Source organism: Psychrobacillus lasiicapitis (genome assembly GCF_006861795.1).
GTDB classification, from domain to species: Bacteria; Bacillota; Bacilli; order Bacillales_A; family Planococcaceae; genus Psychrobacillus; species Psychrobacillus lasiicapitis.
The window spans coordinates 236715-256613 of the sequence record NZ_VDGH01000002.1 but is presented as its reverse complement, the minus strand read 5'-3'; the positions used below and the strand labels follow the sequence as shown (position 1 = coordinate 256613).

Sequence of the window (19899 nt, the reverse complement as noted above, 5' to 3'; positions counted from 1 at the left end):
ACAGTTTGTAAGAATTCATTGAAAAATGGAATATCTCCTTTACTCTTTCTATTTTAGCAGAAGAAAATACTTTATGTACGTTCTTTATTGCTAATTTTCTATTTTCTTCGATAAAAAAAAGCCTCTAAAATAAGAGACTTCTAGATTATTGTCGTTCTAAATGCGTAATTCCTTGTTTGGCCCAATTTAATAATTGCTCGTAATCTTGTTTTAATAAATTATAGGCACTAGAAATTTCATCATAGGATTGTTTCATTTCATCATAGCTTTCCATCGCTAACTGCAGATGGTTCTGTAATGTAGAGGAGTCTGCCACTTCTCTTACTACATGCTCTTTCCCGGTAGTTTCTTTCTTAAATATTTGTGGGCGTAAATTTTTATTCCACCTGAACGCACAAGCTTGTTTGGAGCGACCTAACAAAATGCTTGCTTCTTCAAACCCAGAAATTTGCGTAAGACCTTGCTCTATTTTCTTTAAAACTATTTCTTTTAAAAGATTGTCTTCTTCCGCACTCCAACTATCTTTTCTAATTTTAACATTCATGTTTATCACCCTTTGCTTTTTTACTAATATATGCAAAGTGGGTACAAATAGACTCTAAAAATGGTTATCTTTTTAAAAAAGCATCAACTGCCTTGTGATGCGTGTCTTGCTCCCAAAGAATGGAACAACCCGATACTTCATCCATAATTCGGTCATATAATTGAGTGTTTTCCCATTTTTGAATAGCTTGTTTCTTGTATGCTTTTAAAACAGAAGCATGTGGAATAATCATTTTCTCGCTAAACTTATGTAGCGCATTATATTTATCTCCTTCGTAAACTTCCGTTGCCCAGCCAATAGAAAGTAGATAGTCTGAAGTATATGGTACTGCTTCTGTCAGCATTTGTAATACGTGGTCATGTCTCATGCCTTTTTCAAATAAGTACGACCCTCCACCCCAGCCAGAAGTAATTCCTAATTTCCCTTGAATAAAACCACATTTAGATTCTTTCTTTACTAAACGAAAATCACATAACGTAGCAATTTCACACCCACCACCTACAGCAGTTCCGTTTAACAAAGCAATTGTTGGAATTTCTATCGTTGCTACTTCATATAAAACTTGCGCTGTTTCAATTAACATTTTGTATGCTTCTTTTTCTGTTTTTAACATATGGAATACAGAGAGATCCCCACCTGAACAAAACGTTTTTTCCCCCGCTCCTGTAATGACAGCAAGTTTGATAGAAGAATCCGTTTTTACTCTTTGTACCAATTGTTTAAATCCCTCTACCACTTCTCCATTAATCGCATTATGGATTGTTGGTCTGTTGATTTCAAAGATAATAATTTCGTCTCTTTTTTCGATTGTATATGCCATATCCATTCCCCTTTGCAATTTATATATCAAGGGTACCATACCTCCTGATTAACAAGAAGCATGATTATGGAGAAGAATTGCAAGATAATTACAAAACATACTTTGTGAAGTATAGGGAAACTGCGCGGTAAATTAAATGACTCTGTTAGTGTCCGCTATGATTTTCACTGCAGTCGTACGCTTTCCGCCGGGTGAGCGATGAGCCATCCCCGCAGCTTTGGCGTACGTTGGGATGTCTCATTTTGCTCCCTCATCCGGCAGGAGTCGACGCCTACAGCGAAAATCAATGATAAATTCTTTTTTATTTTGATCAACTTGCTAAAAACAAAACCATCGACAGTTTTTTTATAAATCCAATAAATGGATAAGGGCAACTAAGCAGCTATCTAAAGCAACCAAACAATGGTGGAGAGCAACCAATTTTTCATAAAACAAGTTTACTTGGAATGAGACTCCTACATAATAGAGCATTATTTAGGATTACCTCACAAAAAGCTTGTATAGGGATCCAAAAACAGGATGTTGGTCTCCTAGGCTGTGCCACACGATGTGACGCTCTTAGCCTTTGTTCCTAAAGTGAGAAAGAGAGTTCAAAGCGTCCGCCCTGTAGCAAAAATCCTGTGGACACTTCATCAACTATCTAAGTCGCAGTTTCCCTAAACCCTCTATCTCATAAATTATTTCCTAAAACAAAAAAAGACTACCGAAGAGCCATGGTCTCTTTGGTAGTCTTTTACGGAACAAATACTGAATTATTTGCTCACTACTTCTTTCCCTTTGTATTGACCGCATGATTTACAAATACGGTGAGCCAATTTCATTTCACCACAATTTGAACAAGCAACCATACCAGGTACGGATAATTTAAAATGTGTACGACGTTTTCTTTTTACAGTTTTAGAAGTTCTTCTAGCTGGTACTGCCATTGGTGGCACCTCCTTACAGATCTATTATTCGTCTGTTTGATCAAAATACTTAGCTAAATCAGCTAGTCTTGGATCCAATTTTGGTTGTTCATCTTCTTGCATATCGTTCAGATCATCATCTGTTGTATAACTCCAACCACTTCCACCTTCATGTCTAAATTGGTCTGCACCTTCTTTATACACTTGCAATGGAATTTCTAAAAGAATTAACTCTTCTAGAATAGGGTCTACATCAATGACATCTCCTTCTACCACATGGAAGTTATCATGTGCTTGCGCCGAAGCAGCTGCCGTCTCAGACCAGTTGAAGATTTCATCAGATTGAATTTCAAATGGATATTCTACATCTTCCCATGTGCGAGCACAAGGTAATATAAGAGTCCCTGAAAGCTGAAAATGACAATTCATTTGCGCTGCACCAAACGTGCAATGCCCTTTTACATGAACGGGTGAAATCTTTCGAACGTCCGGGTTTCGTTCCTTCACTTTTTCAAGTGTGACGAACTCATCTAACGGCATCCCGTTTTCACGATATTTTGCTAGTTGACTAATTGCCCATTTCATACGATTATCACCTCAAGACAACAAAGTTGATTATATAATGACTGAATTTAGATGTCAAGATAATTTCTTGTCACTACAATATAATAACATTATAATTTGATTATGAAAAGCGAAAGCGCCTATTAAAGAAATACAGTCTAAATTCGCGACATCGTGACTTAACGACTGCATGACATGCATGCTGCAGGCCTCCGACAAGCAAACATGGGGTAGGTCTGCAATGTGCGATACTTCATGTAGCAAGGCGTTGTAATCGGGAACTCAAGGAAAGGATTTGGTTAATTTATGAAAGCTACCGGAATTGTGGTGGAATATAATCCATTCCATAATGGACATTTACATCATTTAGAACAGTCCCGTGTGAAAACAGATAGTGAAGTTATGATTGCCGTAATGTCTGGTAACTTCTTGCAGCGGGGTGAGCCAGCACTTGTTGATAAGTGGACTCGAACGAAAATGGCCCTCAACGCTGGCGTAGACTTAGTAATAGAACTACCCTATGCATTTGCTACTGCTCAAGCGAGTGATTTTGCAAAAGGAGCGATTTTTTTATTAGATGCGTTAAAATGTAAGTCATTTTGTTTTGGAAGCGAAGAGGGCTCTTTACGGGCGTTTTTGCATACGTATGAGTTATTGACGGAAAATGAAGCGTCCTATAATTTAGCAATCTCCACACTTATGAAAGAAGGCATTAGTTACCCAAAAGCATTAAACGAAGCTTATAAGCTTGTTTCCAAAGATGTGAGCGTGCCATTAGTTGACCTTTCGAAGCCAAATAATATTTTAGGCTATCACTATATAGAGGCTGCTCAAATGTTACATACACAAATTCAACCAAAGACTATTCAACGCGTCGTAGCTGATTACCATGATGATGCGAAAGCTTCGGAAACAATTGCAAGTGCTACAGGAATTCGAAAGATATTGTTTGACGATAATGATCTGTCAGCGATAAAACCTTTTATGCCAACTACTAGTTTAGACGCGTTAAATGAATGGCAAAGTACAGCCGACTCTTTTGGTAGCTGGGAGCGATTTTATCCACTGCTACGATTAATTATTTTACGTCATACAAAGGAGTCGCTCGCTCAATGTGCAGAAGTGACAGAAGGTATGGAAAATGCTATATGGAATGCAGCTACAACTTGTATAACCTTTCAACCTTTTATGGAAAAAATAAAATCGAAGCGTTTTACATGGACGAGAATTCAACGAATGTTAACTCATATTTATACAGAATTTACATGGAAACAATTGCGTGAAATCGAGTTACCGACTTATATTCGCCCATTAGGAATGAATCAAAAAGGACAAGCTTATTTACAATCGATAAAAAAAGACTTGCAGCTTCCACTTGTTAGTAGAGTTGCCGCAAGTAAAGATAATAAATTACTTCAGTTAGATATTAAAGCAGCGAACTTATATTATCTCGGTTTACAAAGTTCGTATGGTCAGCAAATGGTTGGCAGCGACTTTCGAATAGCACCAATTAGAATTTAATAATTTATTTTGGCTCTAATTTATCTAAATATGCAAGTGCATCGTCAACTGTTTTAACAGGTACAATTTTCATTTTTGTGCCTATTTTTTTCGCCGTTTTTACTGCTAAATCATAGTTGGATGTTAAATCTGGGTTTTTCTCTAATACTGCTGGGTCTATCTCATCATCAGGAGCGAACATGATTTCCATTCCTTTTCGATCTGCTGCAATTACTTTTAAGTCAATCCCACCGATACGCCCAACAGTTCCATCCTGTAGCATCTCCCCAGTTCCTGCAATATTGTGTCCTTTTGTAAGATCTTCCGGCAACAATTGATTTAATATTTCCAGTGTAAACATAAGACCAGCAGAAGGACCTCCAATATCTTCGGTGTGCATATTCACGACAGGTGTAGTTTCAACTATTTTATCCTCTTTATAAGATATCCCAATACCTGGTTTATCAAGAACGCCAGGTACTACTTTAAGTGTGACCTCTTTCTTTAGTTCCTTGCCTTCTCGTTCGACTACTAATTGAATGGTATCTCCTTCTTGTTTATCAGCCAAATATGTTTGGATGGATGCTTCCGTTAAATCCTTTTCATCATCCATCTCCAAAATTTTATCGCCAGGTTCTAAAATACCGTCTGCAGCACTACCGTCCACTACATTAAAAATAAATATTCCGTTATTTGTGATTGTATAAGGCTTATTCGCTCGATTGTATGCAACCGTAATAGCATTAAATTGAGAATCAGACATAAGCTTTAATTGACGAACATTATATTCTTTATCGTCTTCATCTTCTTGCCTAATTTGATTGGCCTTATATATTTTTTGATTATCCACTAGTTTTGCGTATGCGTATGTAAGTGGAGTAGCTTTTGCAAGTGCTATGGTGAGTAGACTCATGGTACCGGTGTCATCCTCGTCTCCACCGTCCACTTCGACAAATGGAGAAAGCTCATAGGCACCTCCTGGTTTGGAAATATAAGATTCCATCGGATAGAAGGCAAGAGCCAGCACAATTGCAAATACGAAAAGAAGGATAACGGACTTTCTCTTCTTCATAAGTTCTCCCTCTCTTTCTTAACTATATATGAGTATTAGTTTATCACTTCCATTTTTTTCTGACAAAACAATCGAAAATAAAGGATGAAATTACATGCATATAATTATAACTATCGCAAGCTGGGCATTAATTATTTTATTGTTTCTTCAACCGGGAACAGCCCATAAGGGGGCCGTAGAAGGAATGCGTATCTTTACGACGGCATTACTTCCCTATTTGTTGCCTTATTTAGTCATTACCCAAATGTTTATAAGATCACAAAATAATTTTTTACATACAACGAATAAGTTTAAATTATATTTGAATGTTTACATATTAAGTGCGATCGGGGGGTTTCCAAGTGGAGCTGCTGTTATTTCTTCGTTGAAGGAAATGGGTACCTTAAATGAACGTAACGCTAGTTGGTTATTAGGAATTTGTCATGCGCCGAGTCCAATGTTTGTGATTGGATTTGTCGGAATAGAAATTTTCCATGAAGAATTTGCAGGTTTGAAATTGTTAATCATTATCCATCTTATCAATTTAATCTTCCTTTTAGTATTCATCTTTTTTTCCAAGCCTATTCAACAGAATGAGTACAAAGCAACAATTGCCATTTCTCCATTCCAAGAAAGTATTAAAGAAACATCCCAAATATTATTGCTAATCGGTACAACCGTCATTTTTTTCACTACAGTAAGCATTGTTGTTTTTGAATCCGTGAAGGAAGTGTTACCATCTATTTCACCATTATTATTAGTATTTGTCGCATCTTTTTTCGAAATGACAGGTGGGATCAGTTTAGCGGGAGAAATACTCGCTGGAAAAGCTGTACTTCCATTTATCGTAGCAATCATCGTAGCTTTTAGCGGTTTAAGCATTCATATGCAGATCATTGTACTTGCTCAAAAAGCTAGAATTCCGATAAAACGTTATATTCTATTCCGCTTCCTACACATGCTCATAATTCCTTTATTTTTTATAATTTAAACTAATTATGACAAAAGCCCTTTTAGTCTAGATGATAAGTCACAGCTCAACAAAAACGATTATGCTACTGTCTCCAGCCCACTTTAGTTCATAGGAACACACAATAGGGATACTGTGCGGCAGTGAGTTGAATGAAGTGGACGCTTGGATTTCCGCTACAGGGTGGACGCTTTCCGCGGGCACGGCTTCCATCTCCTCGGAGCTCTCGCTCCTGCGAGGCTTTCAGCTCGTACTGTTCCCGTCGGAGTCGCCACCCCTTCGCTACAATCCAATAGAGTTTGCTATTTACTCCATAAGGAGACACTAAATTTAGTACGATGTTGCATTTTCTATGGGCGAAAACCTTTGATTAGCTGAATAGGATATACTATCTAGCGATTGTGATTAATTATTGGGAGCTACCATTGCTTGAATGGCTAATAGCAACCTTTCCTATAATTATAAAATGATTCTAAATAAGAGACTGCTTGACAGTTGTAAATAAATTAAATAGCTTTTTTGCATTGAATTATGGATTAGTCAGCAAGTTCTATTGATTGAAGCGCAAGGCGGGACACCTGCGGGATCAGCGGGACAGGTTAGACCCCGCAGGAGCGTGCGACGAGGAGGCTCAACGCCCGCCCCGCGGTAAGCGTCCGCCTGGAGCGGAAATCAATTACCTTTGCCGTATCTCTTTACCGCGCAGTTTCCCTATACCATGTACAATAAAAAACATGTCATTCCCTGTGGTACTTGATAAGGTTATTCCCATATCTACATCTTTTCTAGTTTCTTAAACTACGAAAAAAACCTTGCCATATTGGCAAGGTTACGCTTTATTGAATTTGTTACGTAGGGCAGCTTCAACATGTGGAGGGACTAATTCCTCTATTTTCCCTCCATATTTAGCTACTTCTTTAACGATACTAGAACTTAAAAAAGAATATTGGTTTTTGGTCATAATGAAAAATGTTTCGATTTCATCGTTTAAAACACGGTTCATGGATGTAATTTGCATTTCATATTCGAAATCAGAAACTGCACGTAGTCCTCTAATAATTGCGCTTGCATGGACACTTTCTGCGTAATCCATCAACAATCCTGAATACGTCTCCACTTTTACATTGGATAGATGACTTGTTGCCTCTATAATAAGCTCCATTCTTTCCTCAACAGAAAATAGCGGATTTTTAGAGGAGTTATTTAAGACGACAACATTGACTTGTCCAAAGACAGCCGCTCCTCGATTAATAATATCCAAATGCCCATTTGTTATTGGATCAAAACTTCCTGGTACAACTGCAATTTTAACCAATTTTAATTCCCCTCTTCTTCTAAACGTTTACGATAAATAGAAATAATTGTACCACCGTAAGTTTCCCGTCTAGCAAGAGTAAAAGTATCAAAATCAGCTGCCAGGTCAACCATTTTATCATGCTCACACACGATAATTCCTGTATCGCTCATACATCCAACTTCCACAATCTTTTGGGCTAAATCATAAAATGCAGTCTTGTTATACGGTGGATCTACAAATAGTAACTCGATTTTCAATTCTCTTTTTTCAAATGCTTTTACTGCTCGCGCGGCATCTATTTTATATATTTCACTTAAATCCTCTAAACGACATTTCTTTAAATTTTCGTTGATCGTTTGAATGGCTTTCTGATCTTTTTCGATGAAAATACATAAATCGATTCCTCGACTTAATGATTCGATGCCTAAGTTACCACTCCCCGCAAATAAATCTACTGCAATCCCTCCGTCAAAATAAGGACCAATCATGTTAAAAATAGATTCCTTTACTTTATCCGTTGTAGGTCGTGTATTTGTTCCAGGTACCGCTTTTAATGGCAACCCTTTTCTCGATCCTGATATTACTCTCATGTTTAAACTCCTAATGTTAAAATGTGGAAGACTCCGTAATATTTATGCGGTCTTCTTGTTTTTCTATATCCAATAAAAACAATCGACTCATCCATGCTTCTTCAATATAAAATTTGGATCCGATTTGCTCAAACGGTTCTGACATCGCGTCATATCTTTTTTCATTCATCACGTAAAATGGTTCCTGAATCGGAAAACGAAATGCTCTTGATTCATTTTGCACATATAAACCTTTATCTGTATCATTTAATGTGTAACCCAGTTCAGCTAACAATGGTTCAGCAGCATATAAAATTTTCCCGTCTTTCATTACTAATTTCAACTCTTCTTGTTGTACTCCATTCACATATACAGCACGTGAATCCTCAAGAAGTAACGGAAACTTTTCTATATCAGATTGACCATTCATTTGAAAAAAAGAAGTGTTAGATCCGATTATTTCTGACAGCAGCTTATCTAATTTTTCCGCATTTAAGGAACTATTTTTAGTCAATTCCGTTTTCCATTCCGATAACTGGTTGGTTGTAAAATAATTGTTAAGTGTTTCATACATCCAAACTGATTTTTCTGACCCTATTGGTCTATCCATCGAAAAACTGCTAACCACTTCAGAAAGCAATGGACTATCATCAGTCAATCCATATTGGTATTGAACAGTTTTCACTATTAACTCAAGTTCAATTGAGTCAATATCTTTACTCTCCATAAATACAATACGTGGTGACTTAATATTATTTTTATTTTCAGCGAAAAGCAAGGTTATATTCGCACTATTTGGAATGTTCAACTTATCTAATCGTGTACGCAATTCCTCGGAAAGCTCTTCATTTGAATGAACAGTTAAATAATCATTCTTATATTTCACTGGTATAACTGCTTGTTGCCAATATAAATCTGTTATATTTCCAGTTCCAGAAAAAAGAGTATAATCGATTAAATTTAACGATGTGGATCCTATTACCGGTAAACCGCTAATCCACATCCCCCCTCTTTTTACCTCATCCGTTATATGAAGCGTTGTATAGGAGACTCCACCCTTTTCGATTTTCCCAAAAAATCCAGAAAGTAATTTTCCGTCTTGTAGTCCTTCAGGTAATGGAATTTCATACGAGATACTCTGTTTGGTTGACTCACCTTCTTCAAACGAAGTTAAATCATCCGATAATCGACTACAGCTATCACTTGTAGTGCCTAAATCACAGCTTCTATTTTCACTTGAAATAGGCCAGGCAATGGACATTTTCTCTTTTGGCAAATGAAGAAAATGTTGCTTAACAATGACTTTGTCACTTTTAAACTTCAGTTCAATTTCTTGTTCATAAGAAAAAGTTTGTTCTTCTTCCTCCAAACTAGAGGAATAAACGTGATATTGAAATAAAAGCAAAACACTATTTGTAACCACAAGCAACATAGTCAAAAAACTTATAACAAATTTCATAGAATTTTCCTCCAACAAAGTGGTAAGATGGATTGGAAAGGAAGTGTCCCCATTGATTCAACGTTTTATAGAGCTGGGTGAAGGTTATGGAGATGTATTTGAGCTTTGTGAACTTGCTCGATTAAATAGAAATCGTATACATCACGCCTTCTTATTCACATCTAAAAAAGAGGATAAAGAGTACTTTTCCATTGCAGTTGCTCTAAAGCCTATTAATAATGCTAACTTCTTCCCCATTTATATATGTCGAGAAGGAATACCAAAATCGGAAGCTGTACCAAAAAGACTTTCCGCATTTAAAGAGACGTTAGAAGAGCTAGAAATCGACCCAATCCAAATCGACGTGAAACATTCTTCCACTTTTGTAGACACAAATTTATTTTATCAGTATATAATTGGTGTTTTACGGTTAAATAACTTAATACCGCCGCTTCAATAAACGAAAGTAGATTTTACAACCCAATTTTATAATCGTATTCTTTTGCTTTATCTGGCTTACTATTTTCAAACTCAGTTTTTAAAAATGGTCGGTACGATTCTAGAATTTCTTTTACAAAAGGAAGTTTGTTCATCTTTTGTTTGGCAGTATCTATTTGATCTTGATCACAATATAACACGACATATTTCATCTTTTTAGAAATATAATGGACATGGCCATATTTTCTAAGTGATTTCGCTTGTTTTAGATGATGCACATAGACAATTAATCCTTGTCTTTCTGTCATACTTTTTCCCCTCATTTCTTCCTCTTTAGGATAACATATCCGGGAAAATGATAGCAACAACAACTAGCTGACAGTTGAACGTTCAAAAGATATAATGAGAGAAGCTAACGGTTAAAAGGAGGATAAATCGATTAATGGGAAAAAAGACTAATGTTGTTTTCGCTATTGCCGCAGCTGCAGGAGCAGCTTGGGCCAGTACAAAAGCTATTTCTAAACCACAAAGTCGTACTCCAAAAGAAGCGCTTGAATACGAGCAACCAATCATTCTTGCGCATCGAGGTGGAGCAGCGCTTGCTCCAGAATGTTCGCTTGCCGCTTTTGAAAATGCAGCAAAATTAGGAGTCCATGGATTTGAGATAGATATACGATTAACAAAAGATGAAGAGATTATCGTTTTTCACGATGAAGACTTAGATAGAGTTACAAATTTAAATGGCAAAGTAGCTAATTACACATTGGCACAATTGAAAGAAGCGGATTTAGGTCACCACTTTGTCGATTTAGAAGGCGCTTATTCATATAGAGGTTGTGGTGAAAAAATAATCACTTTAAATGAACTTCTAGATGCATATCCCCAAATGCTTATAAATATCGATATAAAAGATGCTCCCCAAACTTATGAGGGAAGTTTAATGCCTTCCAAGCTTTGGAGACTATTAGAGGAAAAACAAGTTTACAAGCGCGTTGTAGTTACTAGTTTTTATGACGAGCAAATAGATCGCTTTAACTTATATGCACAAAATACAGTTGCTTTAGGAGCTGGTGAAAAAGAAGTAAAAAAAGCATATACTGCTTACACTAGCCAATTTAAGCATTTATACCATCCAAAAGCAGATGTATTTCAAATTCCGGTGAAATCTAATGTATTTCCGCTGGACAGTGCAGGCTTTATCAAACATATCACTTCCTTGAATATCCCCGTTCACTATTGGAATATCAATGATCCGGTAGTAATGAGAAAATTGATACAAAACGGTGCAAAAGGAATCATCACAGATCGCCCCGATATAGCAATTGAAGCATTAAAGCTAGACTAAAAAGGATGTGTGCAAATAAATGCACACATCCTTCGTATTTCTTATGCAGAACAAGAGCAAGCTCCGCCAGTACCACAGCCGCTCCCACAACTAGAGCCACTGGATGCAAAAAACGGATTGCTCACTGGAACTTTAACACCTTCTGAAACTGATTTACCTATTAGCAAGCTCACTTCATCGAGCAAATCTTGCAATTCATTTTCTGCAACTCTTAATGTTGCAATTTCATCTATCAAATCTAATTTTCGTTTAGTTACGCGGATATCCTTCATAACTTTCGAATAATCAGGATGATATTTTCCGAATCGTTGAACCTCTTCATACTGGTCTTTAAGTTTCGTAAAATGATTAATTTCACTTACTAGATTCGAATTTGTATATACAGCACGATGTGCATTTAAATAATGATAAAATTGTTCAGAGGAAAGAACCATTGTACATAGCATATCTGATTGGTCCATTATAGTGGCCCATTCATTGGTCATTATCAATTATAAAACCTCCAATCTGTGTATATCATACCAGAAATGGAGAAGCAATTGCCAAATTATTTACTTACTGTTAGGAGAAAAAACAATGAACGAATTACAATCATTACTGCACCAAGTAACAGAAAACGCATCAGAAGCTGATGTAGCCCTTCTAAAAGACTTTCTTATAGCTATCCAAACGAAACAACAAGATACTTCTGCAACCTATTTAAATGCGGTTTTACAAATGGATATTCAATTCGAACAGGATACATGCATCGTCACTTTTCCTATTACGCCTCTTTCCTTTAATACATTTGATAAACCACACGGTGGAATTATCGCAACGGTCATGGATAATGCGATGGGATACCTTGTAAACAAAGATTTACGACCAGAAGGAAAAGGGGCTGTAACAACAAATATGAACATCCATTATGTGAAAGCAGCTACACAAGAATCGTTGATTGCTACAGCATCCTACCTACATAAAGGTCGACAAACATTAGTGTTAGAATGCACAGTCACTCAACCAGATGGTAACAGAATTGCTCACGCTACTGGATCATTTTTTGTTATTAGTCCACCCGACTCGTCTAAATAATTTCTTACAACATGATGGTCAGAAAAAGGGACGACAAGACCATTCGTAATTTGTTCTTGCTCATGTCCCTTTCCTGCTATTAAAATGACGTCACCTTTTTGAGCAGTGCTTAACGCCAAAATAATCGCTTTTTCCCGATCAGGTTCGATCATCACTTTACTAAGGCTCACTCCACTTACAATTTCAGCAATAATGTCTTCTGGTCGTTCATCTCTTGGATTGTCGGAAGTAATAATTATTTTTGTCGCATATTTTGTCGCAACTTCTCCCATACCTTTTCTCTTTTGCTTATCCCGATTTCCTCCACAGCCAAACACCACATAGATATCCTTTTTAGCATAGGATGAAATCGTAGATAAACAAGCCTCCAATGCATCAGGAGTATGAGCATAGTCTATAAGAACCTCTAGACCATTTTCATTAGGGATTTGCTCTAACCTTCCTTTTGGTAATGTTAGTACTTTTATGTCTTCCAGAGGAATATTTAATCCCGATAAACTTGCTAAAGCTGCTGCTATGTTCATCCCATTATAATAGCCACTGTTTTTCATCTTTAATTGTACTTCTTTATCTCTCACAATATATTTGTAATGGACAATTTCTGATGAATAATCTGCTTTTTGATAGATGACGTCATTCGTATATCGTTCACCAAAACGTATAACCGGAAGCTCTGTCTTTTCTGCGATGGATCTACACCACTCATCATCATCATTGATGACAATTTGTTTGGAAAGTGTGGCAAGTAACTCTTTTGATTTTTTATATGGTACCATTCCACCGTGAAACTCTAGGTGATCCTTTCCTATATTCAAAAAAACACCTACATCGATTGGATATATACCTAATCGATTGTCCAACAATCCTTGAGAAGAAGCTTCTAATACAATATATTCCACTTTATGTTCAAAACAATATTTTACTACTTGTAAAAAATCATAAAATGGCAATGTTGTATTACTTCTAAATGGCCGATTTAATTTTTGACCATTTACAAAAACGCCTAATGTGCCAATAATACATACTGATTTTTGTTGTTGCATCAATAATTGTCCTATAAAGGACGCAACGGTTGTTTTTCCATTGGTACCAGTTATACCAATAGTTTTTATATTTCTTCCATACAATTTATGTGTCATAAGGGAAATTCTTTCCTTAAACAAATGCATATCGGTCGGTAAAATAACTTGAGGCACGCTACAGTCATGGATAAAATATTCGGTGAGTATCGCTTTCGCACCATTTTGAATCGCCTCTTCTATAAATACTCGATTTCCTGTTTCCGAAACGAATATATCCCCTTCTTCAATTTGCTTTGAGTGATCGATAAACCTGTTTATCATAAAGTCCTTCAAATCACCTGTAACTTTGTATTCCAAACAACTTAATAGTTCTTTTAAAGGAAAAATAGTAACACACTCCCTACACCATTCTTGTGAGTTCGCATAAAGTAAAGTGAATTCCTTGTATCGTATGAACGGAGTGTTTGAAATGTCACGAGATGAGTGGTTGAAAATATGATTGTGCAAAAATTCGGTGGAATTGCAATGCAAGATCATCAGAACAGGAAATTGGTATTAGCAAGGATTAAAAAAGCAATTAGTATCCATCAAAAGGTTTTGGTAGTTGTTTCTGCAATGGGAAGAAGAGGACAGCACTATGCAACAGATACATTATTAGATTTAATACCTAGCTCCAGTTCCGCGAACAGTGTTGAAACTGATTTACTTTCGGCATGTGGTGAACTAATATCTGCCTCAGTACTTTGTTCGGAGTTAAAAGAAGCAGGGATTTTAGCAACTCTTTTATACGGGAAAAGCGCGGGAATTATGACAAACAATGCTTATGGAGATGCTCAAATAGAAAAAGTAGAAACTACATCCATTACAGCGGCCTTCCAACAAGTCAATTGTATAGTGGTACCAGGTTTTCAAGGTCTCTCAGAAGAAACGCAAACATTCACTACGCTTGGAAGAGGTGGCAGTGATCTAACGGCAGTCGTTTATGGACATTATTTGAATGCAGATGTCGTGGAGTTCTATAAAAATGTCCCTGGTGTTATGACTTCTGATCCTTTTAGAGAGAAAAACGTTCAATTGATTTCTTCCATGACTTATGAAGAATTACAACATAAAATCAATGGTCCAGTAGAAGTCATACAAAAAAGAGCAGCTAAATTCGCTGCCCTTCATAATGTTCCTTTGCATATTCGCTCACTATATGAAGATAAAGAAGGTACTTTCGTTTTTAATTAGATATTTTTAGATCTGGTATCAATTAATAGCCAAAATTCGCTTTGGATGACATAATCACAACCAAGTACTTTGGCATATAGGCAATTTAGATGGAAAAGGAGAAGGGATGCGACTGTGTCGTATCCTTTTTGCATGCTCAAAACATCCTTCATTCCATCTAATTCCCAAGTGCTTATCCGAATAGTTCAGGAATACTGTAGGTTAATCAATATTTATACTATTTTTTCGTGTTTTTACTTTATGTTGTTCGATTAAATTTTGTGTATAGTAATTACTATATACTCCTACTCCAGTATGTGTATACCATTCGCCTAGTATAGAGGCTCGATGATCTCTCGAATTTAACCAACCATTAACGGCTTCACCTGCATCAAAGTAAAAAGCGGCTGTGTTCCCCGCTGCCCGTGCAAACTCAATAGATGATTCCTTTAACTTATCGCTAAATTTAGGAATTTCAAATGTATCATTAATAACTATATTATTTTTTGCCATTTCTTCACTATGTTCCCTTGCAATTTGTTGCAAAGCATAATCAGACTCTAGCACTTGTAAACCATGCCTGTGACGAATAACATTCGTCATTTCGACAACCTGTCGCTCATTCGCCCTATCTATAGCGGCTTGCAAAGAAGAAGCTGGGGTTTCCACATCTATCATCGTGCCGTTATATAAAATATCGTACGGTCTCAGTTTTAACAGCGTGTTTGCATCTGTAAACCGAACTGCCTCTAGCTGTTGATCTTCCATATCTATATACAATATGGCAAACAAATTATCAAATGGTACTAAAATACGCGTATTAATATCTTCTTCTGTTAAGGAAAAAGTATACGTATTCGAATCTATTGACATAGTGACTTCTGATTGTACAAGCGTAAATCGATAAATATCTGTTAGCGACTGTCCTATTTTATATGGAGTAACATCTATATCGCTACCGATTGCAAATGACTGGGTTATCTGATCATCTGTTATGCCAAACAATCTATACGTAGAAAAGGAATCATTATACACCCACCAATCATAATCAAAACCCGACGGTTCAACTCTCGTAGGCTTGCCAAACAATTCAATTAGCTTTTGGGAAGACTCACCTATTAATGATGATACTCCTTCCTTTGGTCTATCAAAAATGTTTGCAGGCTCAGTAACCTCTGGTAATTGCTGTGGTATTAACTGCCCAGAATTGTTAGAACCTCTTATAAGCTCATTTTCCTGCACAGGATTATCAAAATATATAAAAATTACCAGTACAATAGTAATAGCCACTAATATGCGGAATAGATTTTTCATCTCATTTTTCTCCTTAACAATTACTTCATTATCACTAGTATATCAAGCATACATGGAAAGACACAATGTTGCCATTGCAACATTTTCAAATTTGAATTAATATTAATGAGAACGTATTCTTTGGTAATCGAACGTGAAGGAGGACTATTCAATGTATTTCGAAAACACTGGTATAGAAAACACTGTCATTGATCTTAATTTATTAGATGATCTTATGAAAAAGAACGGATTAATCCGCGCTGGTCAGTGGGATTATGAACGTGTAACTTATGACAAAAAGTATGAAATAAAAGAAGGAACTTTTTACCTTCGAGTATTTGGTTTTACAAAAGACGGGGATGTAGGCGCTCATGATGCAAACATCACATTGTTAAAACCAGTAGTCGGCAAACATTACTATCCACATGGTGTAGAATATGGCGAAAATGAAGTTTTCCCAAATCATTTAGTAAAATCATGTGAACAAGTATTAGCTGCTCTAAAAAAAGACTTAAGTTCATTTGAACTACAAGCATAATCAGGGCTGCATAAAACGCTAGAGAATAGTTTCTCTGGCGTTTTTATCTGTTCAAATATAGATATGTTGTCTATACTAGGGAAAAAGCTGAAGAAAGGAGTATAACCAATCTTGTTGAAACTCTTTAAAAAAGAGTATGTGAAATATATAATTACATGTCTCTTCCTTATATTAATTGCTATCTTCATCATACCAGTATCGCTTCCGATCATCTTAGCCTTGATTACTGCAATCATTATCGAACCTCTTGTAAAGTTGACACAACGAACATTTAAATGGAATCGAAAACTAGCAGTTATGACTAACTTCTTTTTCTTTATCATTATCATTTCAGCTTTTATATATTTTGTCATTACAAAGCTAATAAGTCAGCTCATTTATACATCTAAGGTAATCCCTTTTCATTTAAATAGTTTAACTGGCATATGGATCAACGTGCAGAATAATCTGTTTCAATACACGGAAGGCTTACCAAAAGAAGTAGTTGAATCCATCCAAGATAAATTCGATTCTACTCTTATGAGCATGAAAGACGCTTTACTTGATTTGCTAAGCTACTCGAATATAACTGCTCTTCTAACGAATGTACCAAACTTTTTAATCAGCTTTATCGTATTCATTATTGCTCTTTTCTTATTCATGCTGGATCTAGAAAGGTTACGAACTAAATTCTTTCGTTATTTATCGGATGACACTGCTGAAAAAGTTCGTGTGATGAGCACAAGTGTAAAAAAAGTAACAATTGGATTTATGAAAGCACAAATTTTAGCGAGCTTTATTATTTTAGGTGCTTCGCTAATTGGGTTATTATTTGTCATTTCTCCAAAGTATGCGATTATTATGGCACTAATTATATGGATCGTCGATATTATTCCTATTTTAGGTTCAATCGCTATTTTAGCACCATGGGCTATTTACGAATATCTTACAGGAGATATTGTGTTAGGTACTAAACTTACGATTTTAGCGATAATACTTTTAATAATCCGAAGAGCCGTCGAACCAAAATTAATGGGTTCCCAAATGGGAATATCTCCACTTGCAATATTAATAGCTATGTTCATCGGCGCAAAACTATTTGGATTTCTCGGATTTATCATCGGACCGCTCATCGTCATTCTTTTTATAACTGCTAGAGAAGCCGGAATGATAAAGCTTAACTTTAAACTATAATAACTCTTATAGGATATACAAAAAAAGTAGCATGCGGAAGCTTATTCCCCACATGCTACTTTTTATGTTCAACCGCCTATAATCGCTTTTATGACAGAAGTTGTTTCTCCACCGTGATAAAATACATACAGTAATAAATACACCGCAACTCCGGTAATTGCAACAAAGAACCAAATTATGCTGGTAATAGGACCAATTTTACGATGCTTTGCAATATTATTCTTTAATCCTAAAACAATCGTAACAATTCCAAAAACAGCACCAGTAGTCGCTAGTACAATATGGAAGACTAAAAATATTGTATAATAAATTTTTATATCATCGGGTCCCCCAAATGCGGTATTTCCGATAAAAATTGTTCGTGACGCATAAATGATGAAAAAAATCAAAGCAGAAATGGCTGCAGCAAACATTGTTTTCTTATGTGCCTCTATTTTTCTTTGCGATACTAATACCCATCCAATTGCAACTAATACTGCGCTTAACACGATGAAAAAGGTACTAATAGTAGGTAATACAGGTAAACTCATCGTCATTTCTCCTTGAATACATTAAAATTTGTTATCGTAAGTTGCTTTAAGCTTTAAATCATCTAAAGCTTTCTGTGTAATTTCATCAGCTGTTTCTTGTTCATTTTTAAACCATTTAAAGAAAATCGAAGCTAACACTACAGCATAAATAATTTCTTGAATAATTTTCATCAAAATACCACCAAGTTGTTGATCCGCTTCAGGTGACATATTAGAAAATAGCTCAGGACCAGAAAGTGATAAACCAGATAGTGTACTAGAAGGTACACATAATTCCATCGCTTTAAGCCATGCCTCTCCATCGGTATACGTAGTATAATTTGCTGCTCCTGAGAAAATGATTAAAGCACAAGCTGGTGTTATTAATATAGCACTTCCTACTATAAAACCAATCTTCTTTAGACCATGCAGTCCCTTCTCGCCTTTAATAACATCCACAATAGACCACCACATGAAAATAGCAGAAATAAATAAAATAAACGTATATGTACCATGCAATACCTCGTCCATTTTAATATAATCAAGAATCAATGGAATATGATAAAGCGAAAACAAACCTGAAAATACAATTAACGAAAATAATGGTTTAGTTAAAACAGGAAATACCTTTCGTACAGCAGGTAATTCAATGACAGCTTTCCATACCCACCACGGAATCCCTTTTAATAATAACGGCGGGATTAACAATAGTAACAAAGCCATTTGTACCATGTGATAGGAGAACATGATATGAGCCATTAAATCTACCGGTGATCCTTTAACTATATAAACAAGGACTATACTTGTTAAAAAATATGCAATTTCTTTTTTTGTTAAAGGTTCTGAAACTTTAAAGTCTTTTCGCCATTTGACTGTTATTAAAAAATATAAAATAGTTATAAACACTAATAATCCGATTAATATTGGACTCCAATTAGCCTGAAAACCAAATATACTTAAAGGCATAGGTAACCTCTCTCCTTTATTTTTACTACTAATTCCATTATAGAGCGCAACTACAATAACTTCAATGAACGAACTATGACAAATGAAAAACTCTTGTTTTAAAGGATGTTCCTCCTACAATATAGGGATTTAGCGGTGAAGTGAAATACTTCACATTATAGGGAAACTGTGCGGTAGTGAGTTGAATGAAGTGGACGCTTGGATTTCCGCTACAGGGCGGACGCTTTCCGCCGGCTTGGCTTCGACGCTTCCCTTGCTCCTGCGCAAGCTCGTCGCAAAAGTAAATTTCGCTACCCTTAGTCCAGGGTCTTCAGCTCAAGCTATTCCGGCTGGAGTCGCCGCCCTTTCGCTACAATCCACCATATTAGCTAACTACTCAGCTTTACCACTTTCAATCAAAATTACTTTTAAAAGCGATAATGCTTAAGAGATGTTCTGGTTGAGTAATTCGAACTTTTTCCTGCTAAATGCAGATACTTTATTAGAAAGAAATTCCCATTGTTTTTAGCGGAAGGTGGCGACTCCGACGGGATTAAGCGGGACAGGTGAGACCCCGAAGGAGCGTTAGCGACGAGGAGGCTCACCGCCCGCCCCGCGGAAAGCGTCCACCTGCAGCGAAAATTCTAGCGGTCACTTAATAAAACATTCTACCGCGCAGTTTCCCTAAACAG

The 19899-nt window shown here is 36.3% G+C and carries 22 protein-coding genes; 8 read left to right on the top strand and 14 right to left on the bottom strand.

Annotated elements, in window-relative coordinates; genetic code table 11:
- Positions 1 to 145: 145 nt before the first annotated feature.
- The 4 genes from FG382_RS04165 to FG382_RS04150 form a co-directional block, all read right to left on the bottom strand.
- Complete coding sequence (locus FG382_RS04165) at positions 146 to 544, bottom strand: hypothetical protein (protein ID WP_142537636.1); 399 nt, start codon at positions 542 to 544, stop codon at positions 146 to 148.
- A 64-nt stretch (positions 545 to 608) separates the two neighbouring features.
- Positions 609 to 1403, bottom strand: a complete 795-nt coding sequence (locus tag FG382_RS04160; RefSeq protein ID WP_308421221.1) for an enoyl-CoA hydratase/isomerase family protein — start codon at positions 1401 to 1403, stop codon at positions 609 to 611.
- A 713-nt stretch (positions 1404 to 2116) separates the two neighbouring features.
- Positions 2117 to 2290 (bottom strand): 50S ribosomal protein L32, encoded by a 174-nt coding sequence (gene rpmF / locus FG382_RS04155; RefSeq protein WP_093263953.1) that lies wholly within the window; start codon positions 2288 to 2290, stop codon positions 2117 to 2119.
- 24 nt (positions 2291 to 2314) lie between these two features.
- A complete protein-coding gene (locus FG382_RS04150; RefSeq protein WP_142537635.1) occupies positions 2315 to 2854 on the bottom strand; it encodes a YceD family protein in 540 nt (179 codons plus the stop codon).
- Between the two features lie 285 nt (positions 2855 to 3139).
- On the opposite strand from FG382_RS04150, the gene FG382_RS04145 reads away from it, so the two are divergent.
- On the top strand, positions 3140 to 4354 hold the full coding sequence (locus FG382_RS04145) for a nucleotidyltransferase (protein WP_142537634.1): 1215 nt from the start codon (positions 3140 to 3142) through the stop codon (positions 4352 to 4354).
- A gap of 4 nt (positions 4355 to 4358) precedes the next feature.
- Here the strand turns inward: FG382_RS04145 and FG382_RS04140 are convergent, their stop codons facing one another.
- Complete coding sequence (locus FG382_RS04140) at positions 4359 to 5405, bottom strand: SepM family pheromone-processing serine protease (RefSeq protein ID WP_142537633.1); 1047 nt, start codon at positions 5403 to 5405, stop codon at positions 4359 to 4361.
- Positions 5406 to 5499: 94 nt separating this feature from the next.
- Here FG382_RS04140 and FG382_RS04135 point away from each other — a divergent pair, with 94 nt between their 5' ends.
- Positions 5500 to 6375: a hypothetical protein gene (locus FG382_RS04135; protein ID WP_142537632.1), complete on the top strand. Its 876-nt coding sequence runs from the start codon at positions 5500 to 5502 to the stop codon at positions 6373 to 6375.
- A gap of 808 nt (positions 6376 to 7183) precedes the next feature.
- Here the strand turns inward: FG382_RS04135 and coaD are convergent.
- Genes coaD through FG382_RS04120 form a run of 3 tightly spaced genes read right to left on the bottom strand, consistent with a single transcriptional unit; the run spans position 7184 to position 9679 of the window.
- Positions 7184 to 7669 (bottom strand): pantetheine-phosphate adenylyltransferase, encoded by a 486-nt coding sequence (gene coaD, locus FG382_RS04130; RefSeq protein WP_142537631.1) that lies wholly within the window; start codon positions 7667 to 7669, stop codon positions 7184 to 7186.
- Positions 7670 to 7671: 2 nt separating this feature from the next.
- Positions 7672 to 8241: a 16S rRNA (guanine(966)-N(2))-methyltransferase RsmD gene (rsmD, locus tag FG382_RS04125; protein ID WP_142537630.1), complete on the bottom strand. Its 570-nt coding sequence runs from the start codon at positions 8239 to 8241 to the stop codon at positions 7672 to 7674.
- A 16-nt stretch (positions 8242 to 8257) separates the two neighbouring features.
- Complete coding sequence (locus FG382_RS04120; RefSeq protein ID WP_142537629.1) at positions 8258 to 9679, bottom strand: hypothetical protein; 1422 nt, start codon at positions 9677 to 9679, stop codon at positions 8258 to 8260.
- A gap of 52 nt (positions 9680 to 9731) precedes the next feature.
- Here FG382_RS04120 and FG382_RS04115 point away from each other — a divergent pair, with 52 nt between their 5' ends.
- On the top strand, positions 9732 to 10118 hold the full coding sequence (locus FG382_RS04115; RefSeq protein WP_142537628.1) for a DUF7147 family protein: 387 nt from the start codon (positions 9732 to 9734) through the stop codon (positions 10116 to 10118).
- Between the two features lie 13 nt (positions 10119 to 10131).
- Here the strand turns inward: FG382_RS04115 and FG382_RS04110 are convergent, their stop codons facing one another.
- A complete protein-coding gene (locus FG382_RS04110; RefSeq protein ID WP_142537627.1) occupies positions 10132 to 10404 on the bottom strand; it encodes a YlbG family protein in 273 nt (90 codons plus the stop codon).
- 134 nt (positions 10405 to 10538) lie between these two features.
- On the opposite strand from FG382_RS04110, the gene FG382_RS04105 reads away from it, so the two are divergent.
- Positions 10539 to 11441, top strand: coding sequence for a glycerophosphodiester phosphodiesterase family protein (locus tag FG382_RS04105; protein ID WP_142537626.1), 903 nt, complete (start codon positions 10539 to 10541; stop codon positions 11439 to 11441).
- Positions 11442 to 11482: 41 nt separating this feature from the next.
- On the opposite strand, the gene FG382_RS04100 is transcribed toward FG382_RS04105, so the two are convergent.
- Positions 11483 to 11932, bottom strand: a complete 450-nt coding sequence (locus tag FG382_RS04100; protein WP_142537625.1) for a YlbF/YmcA family competence regulator — start codon at positions 11930 to 11932, stop codon at positions 11483 to 11485.
- Between the two features lie 85 nt (positions 11933 to 12017).
- On the opposite strand from FG382_RS04100, the gene FG382_RS04095 reads away from it, so the two are divergent.
- A complete protein-coding gene (locus tag FG382_RS04095) occupies positions 12018 to 12515 on the top strand; it encodes a PaaI family thioesterase (protein WP_142537624.1) in 498 nt (165 codons plus the stop codon).
- Here FG382_RS04095 and FG382_RS04090 read toward each other — a convergent pair.
- Positions 12464 to 13894, bottom strand: a complete 1431-nt coding sequence (locus FG382_RS04090; RefSeq protein ID WP_170206444.1) for a UDP-N-acetylmuramoyl-L-alanyl-D-glutamate--2,6-diaminopimelate ligase — start codon at positions 13892 to 13894, stop codon at positions 12464 to 12466. The two genes, FG382_RS04095 and FG382_RS04090, sit on opposite strands and share 52 nt — an antisense overlap.
- A gap of 126 nt (positions 13895 to 14020) precedes the next feature.
- Between FG382_RS04090 and FG382_RS04085 the strand changes: the two genes are divergently transcribed.
- Positions 14021 to 14770: an amino acid kinase family protein gene (locus FG382_RS04085; RefSeq protein ID WP_211356365.1), complete on the top strand. Its 750-nt coding sequence runs from the start codon at positions 14021 to 14023 to the stop codon at positions 14768 to 14770.
- Positions 14771 to 14971: 201 nt separating this feature from the next.
- Here FG382_RS04085 and FG382_RS04080 read toward each other — a convergent pair whose 3' ends face one another.
- Positions 14972 to 16063, bottom strand: a complete 1092-nt coding sequence (locus FG382_RS04080) for a CAP domain-containing protein (protein WP_142537621.1) — start codon at positions 16061 to 16063, stop codon at positions 14972 to 14974.
- Positions 16064 to 16214: 151 nt separating this feature from the next.
- Here FG382_RS04080 and FG382_RS04075 point away from each other — a divergent pair, with 151 nt between their 5' ends.
- Together FG382_RS04075 and ytvI are read left to right on the top strand one after the other, a co-directional pair.
- Complete coding sequence (locus FG382_RS04075) at positions 16215 to 16580, top strand: YugN family protein (protein ID WP_142537620.1); 366 nt, start codon at positions 16215 to 16217, stop codon at positions 16578 to 16580.
- 111 nt (positions 16581 to 16691) lie between these two features.
- Positions 16692 to 17753: a sporulation integral membrane protein YtvI gene (gene ytvI / locus FG382_RS04070; protein WP_142537619.1), complete on the top strand. Its 1062-nt coding sequence runs from the start codon at positions 16692 to 16694 to the stop codon at positions 17751 to 17753.
- A 68-nt stretch (positions 17754 to 17821) separates the two neighbouring features.
- Here ytvI and FG382_RS04065 read toward each other — a convergent pair whose 3' ends face one another.
- Both FG382_RS04065 and ctaG read right to left on the bottom strand, forming a co-directional pair.
- Positions 17822 to 18283: a DUF420 domain-containing protein gene (locus FG382_RS04065; protein ID WP_188713279.1), complete on the bottom strand. Its 462-nt coding sequence runs from the start codon at positions 18281 to 18283 to the stop codon at positions 17822 to 17824.
- Between the two features lie 21 nt (positions 18284 to 18304).
- Entirely contained in the window at positions 18305 to 19228 is a 924-nt protein-coding gene (gene ctaG / locus FG382_RS04060; protein ID WP_142537617.1) for a cytochrome c oxidase assembly factor CtaG, read from the bottom strand.
- Between the last annotated feature and the right edge of the window lie 671 nt (positions 19229 to 19899).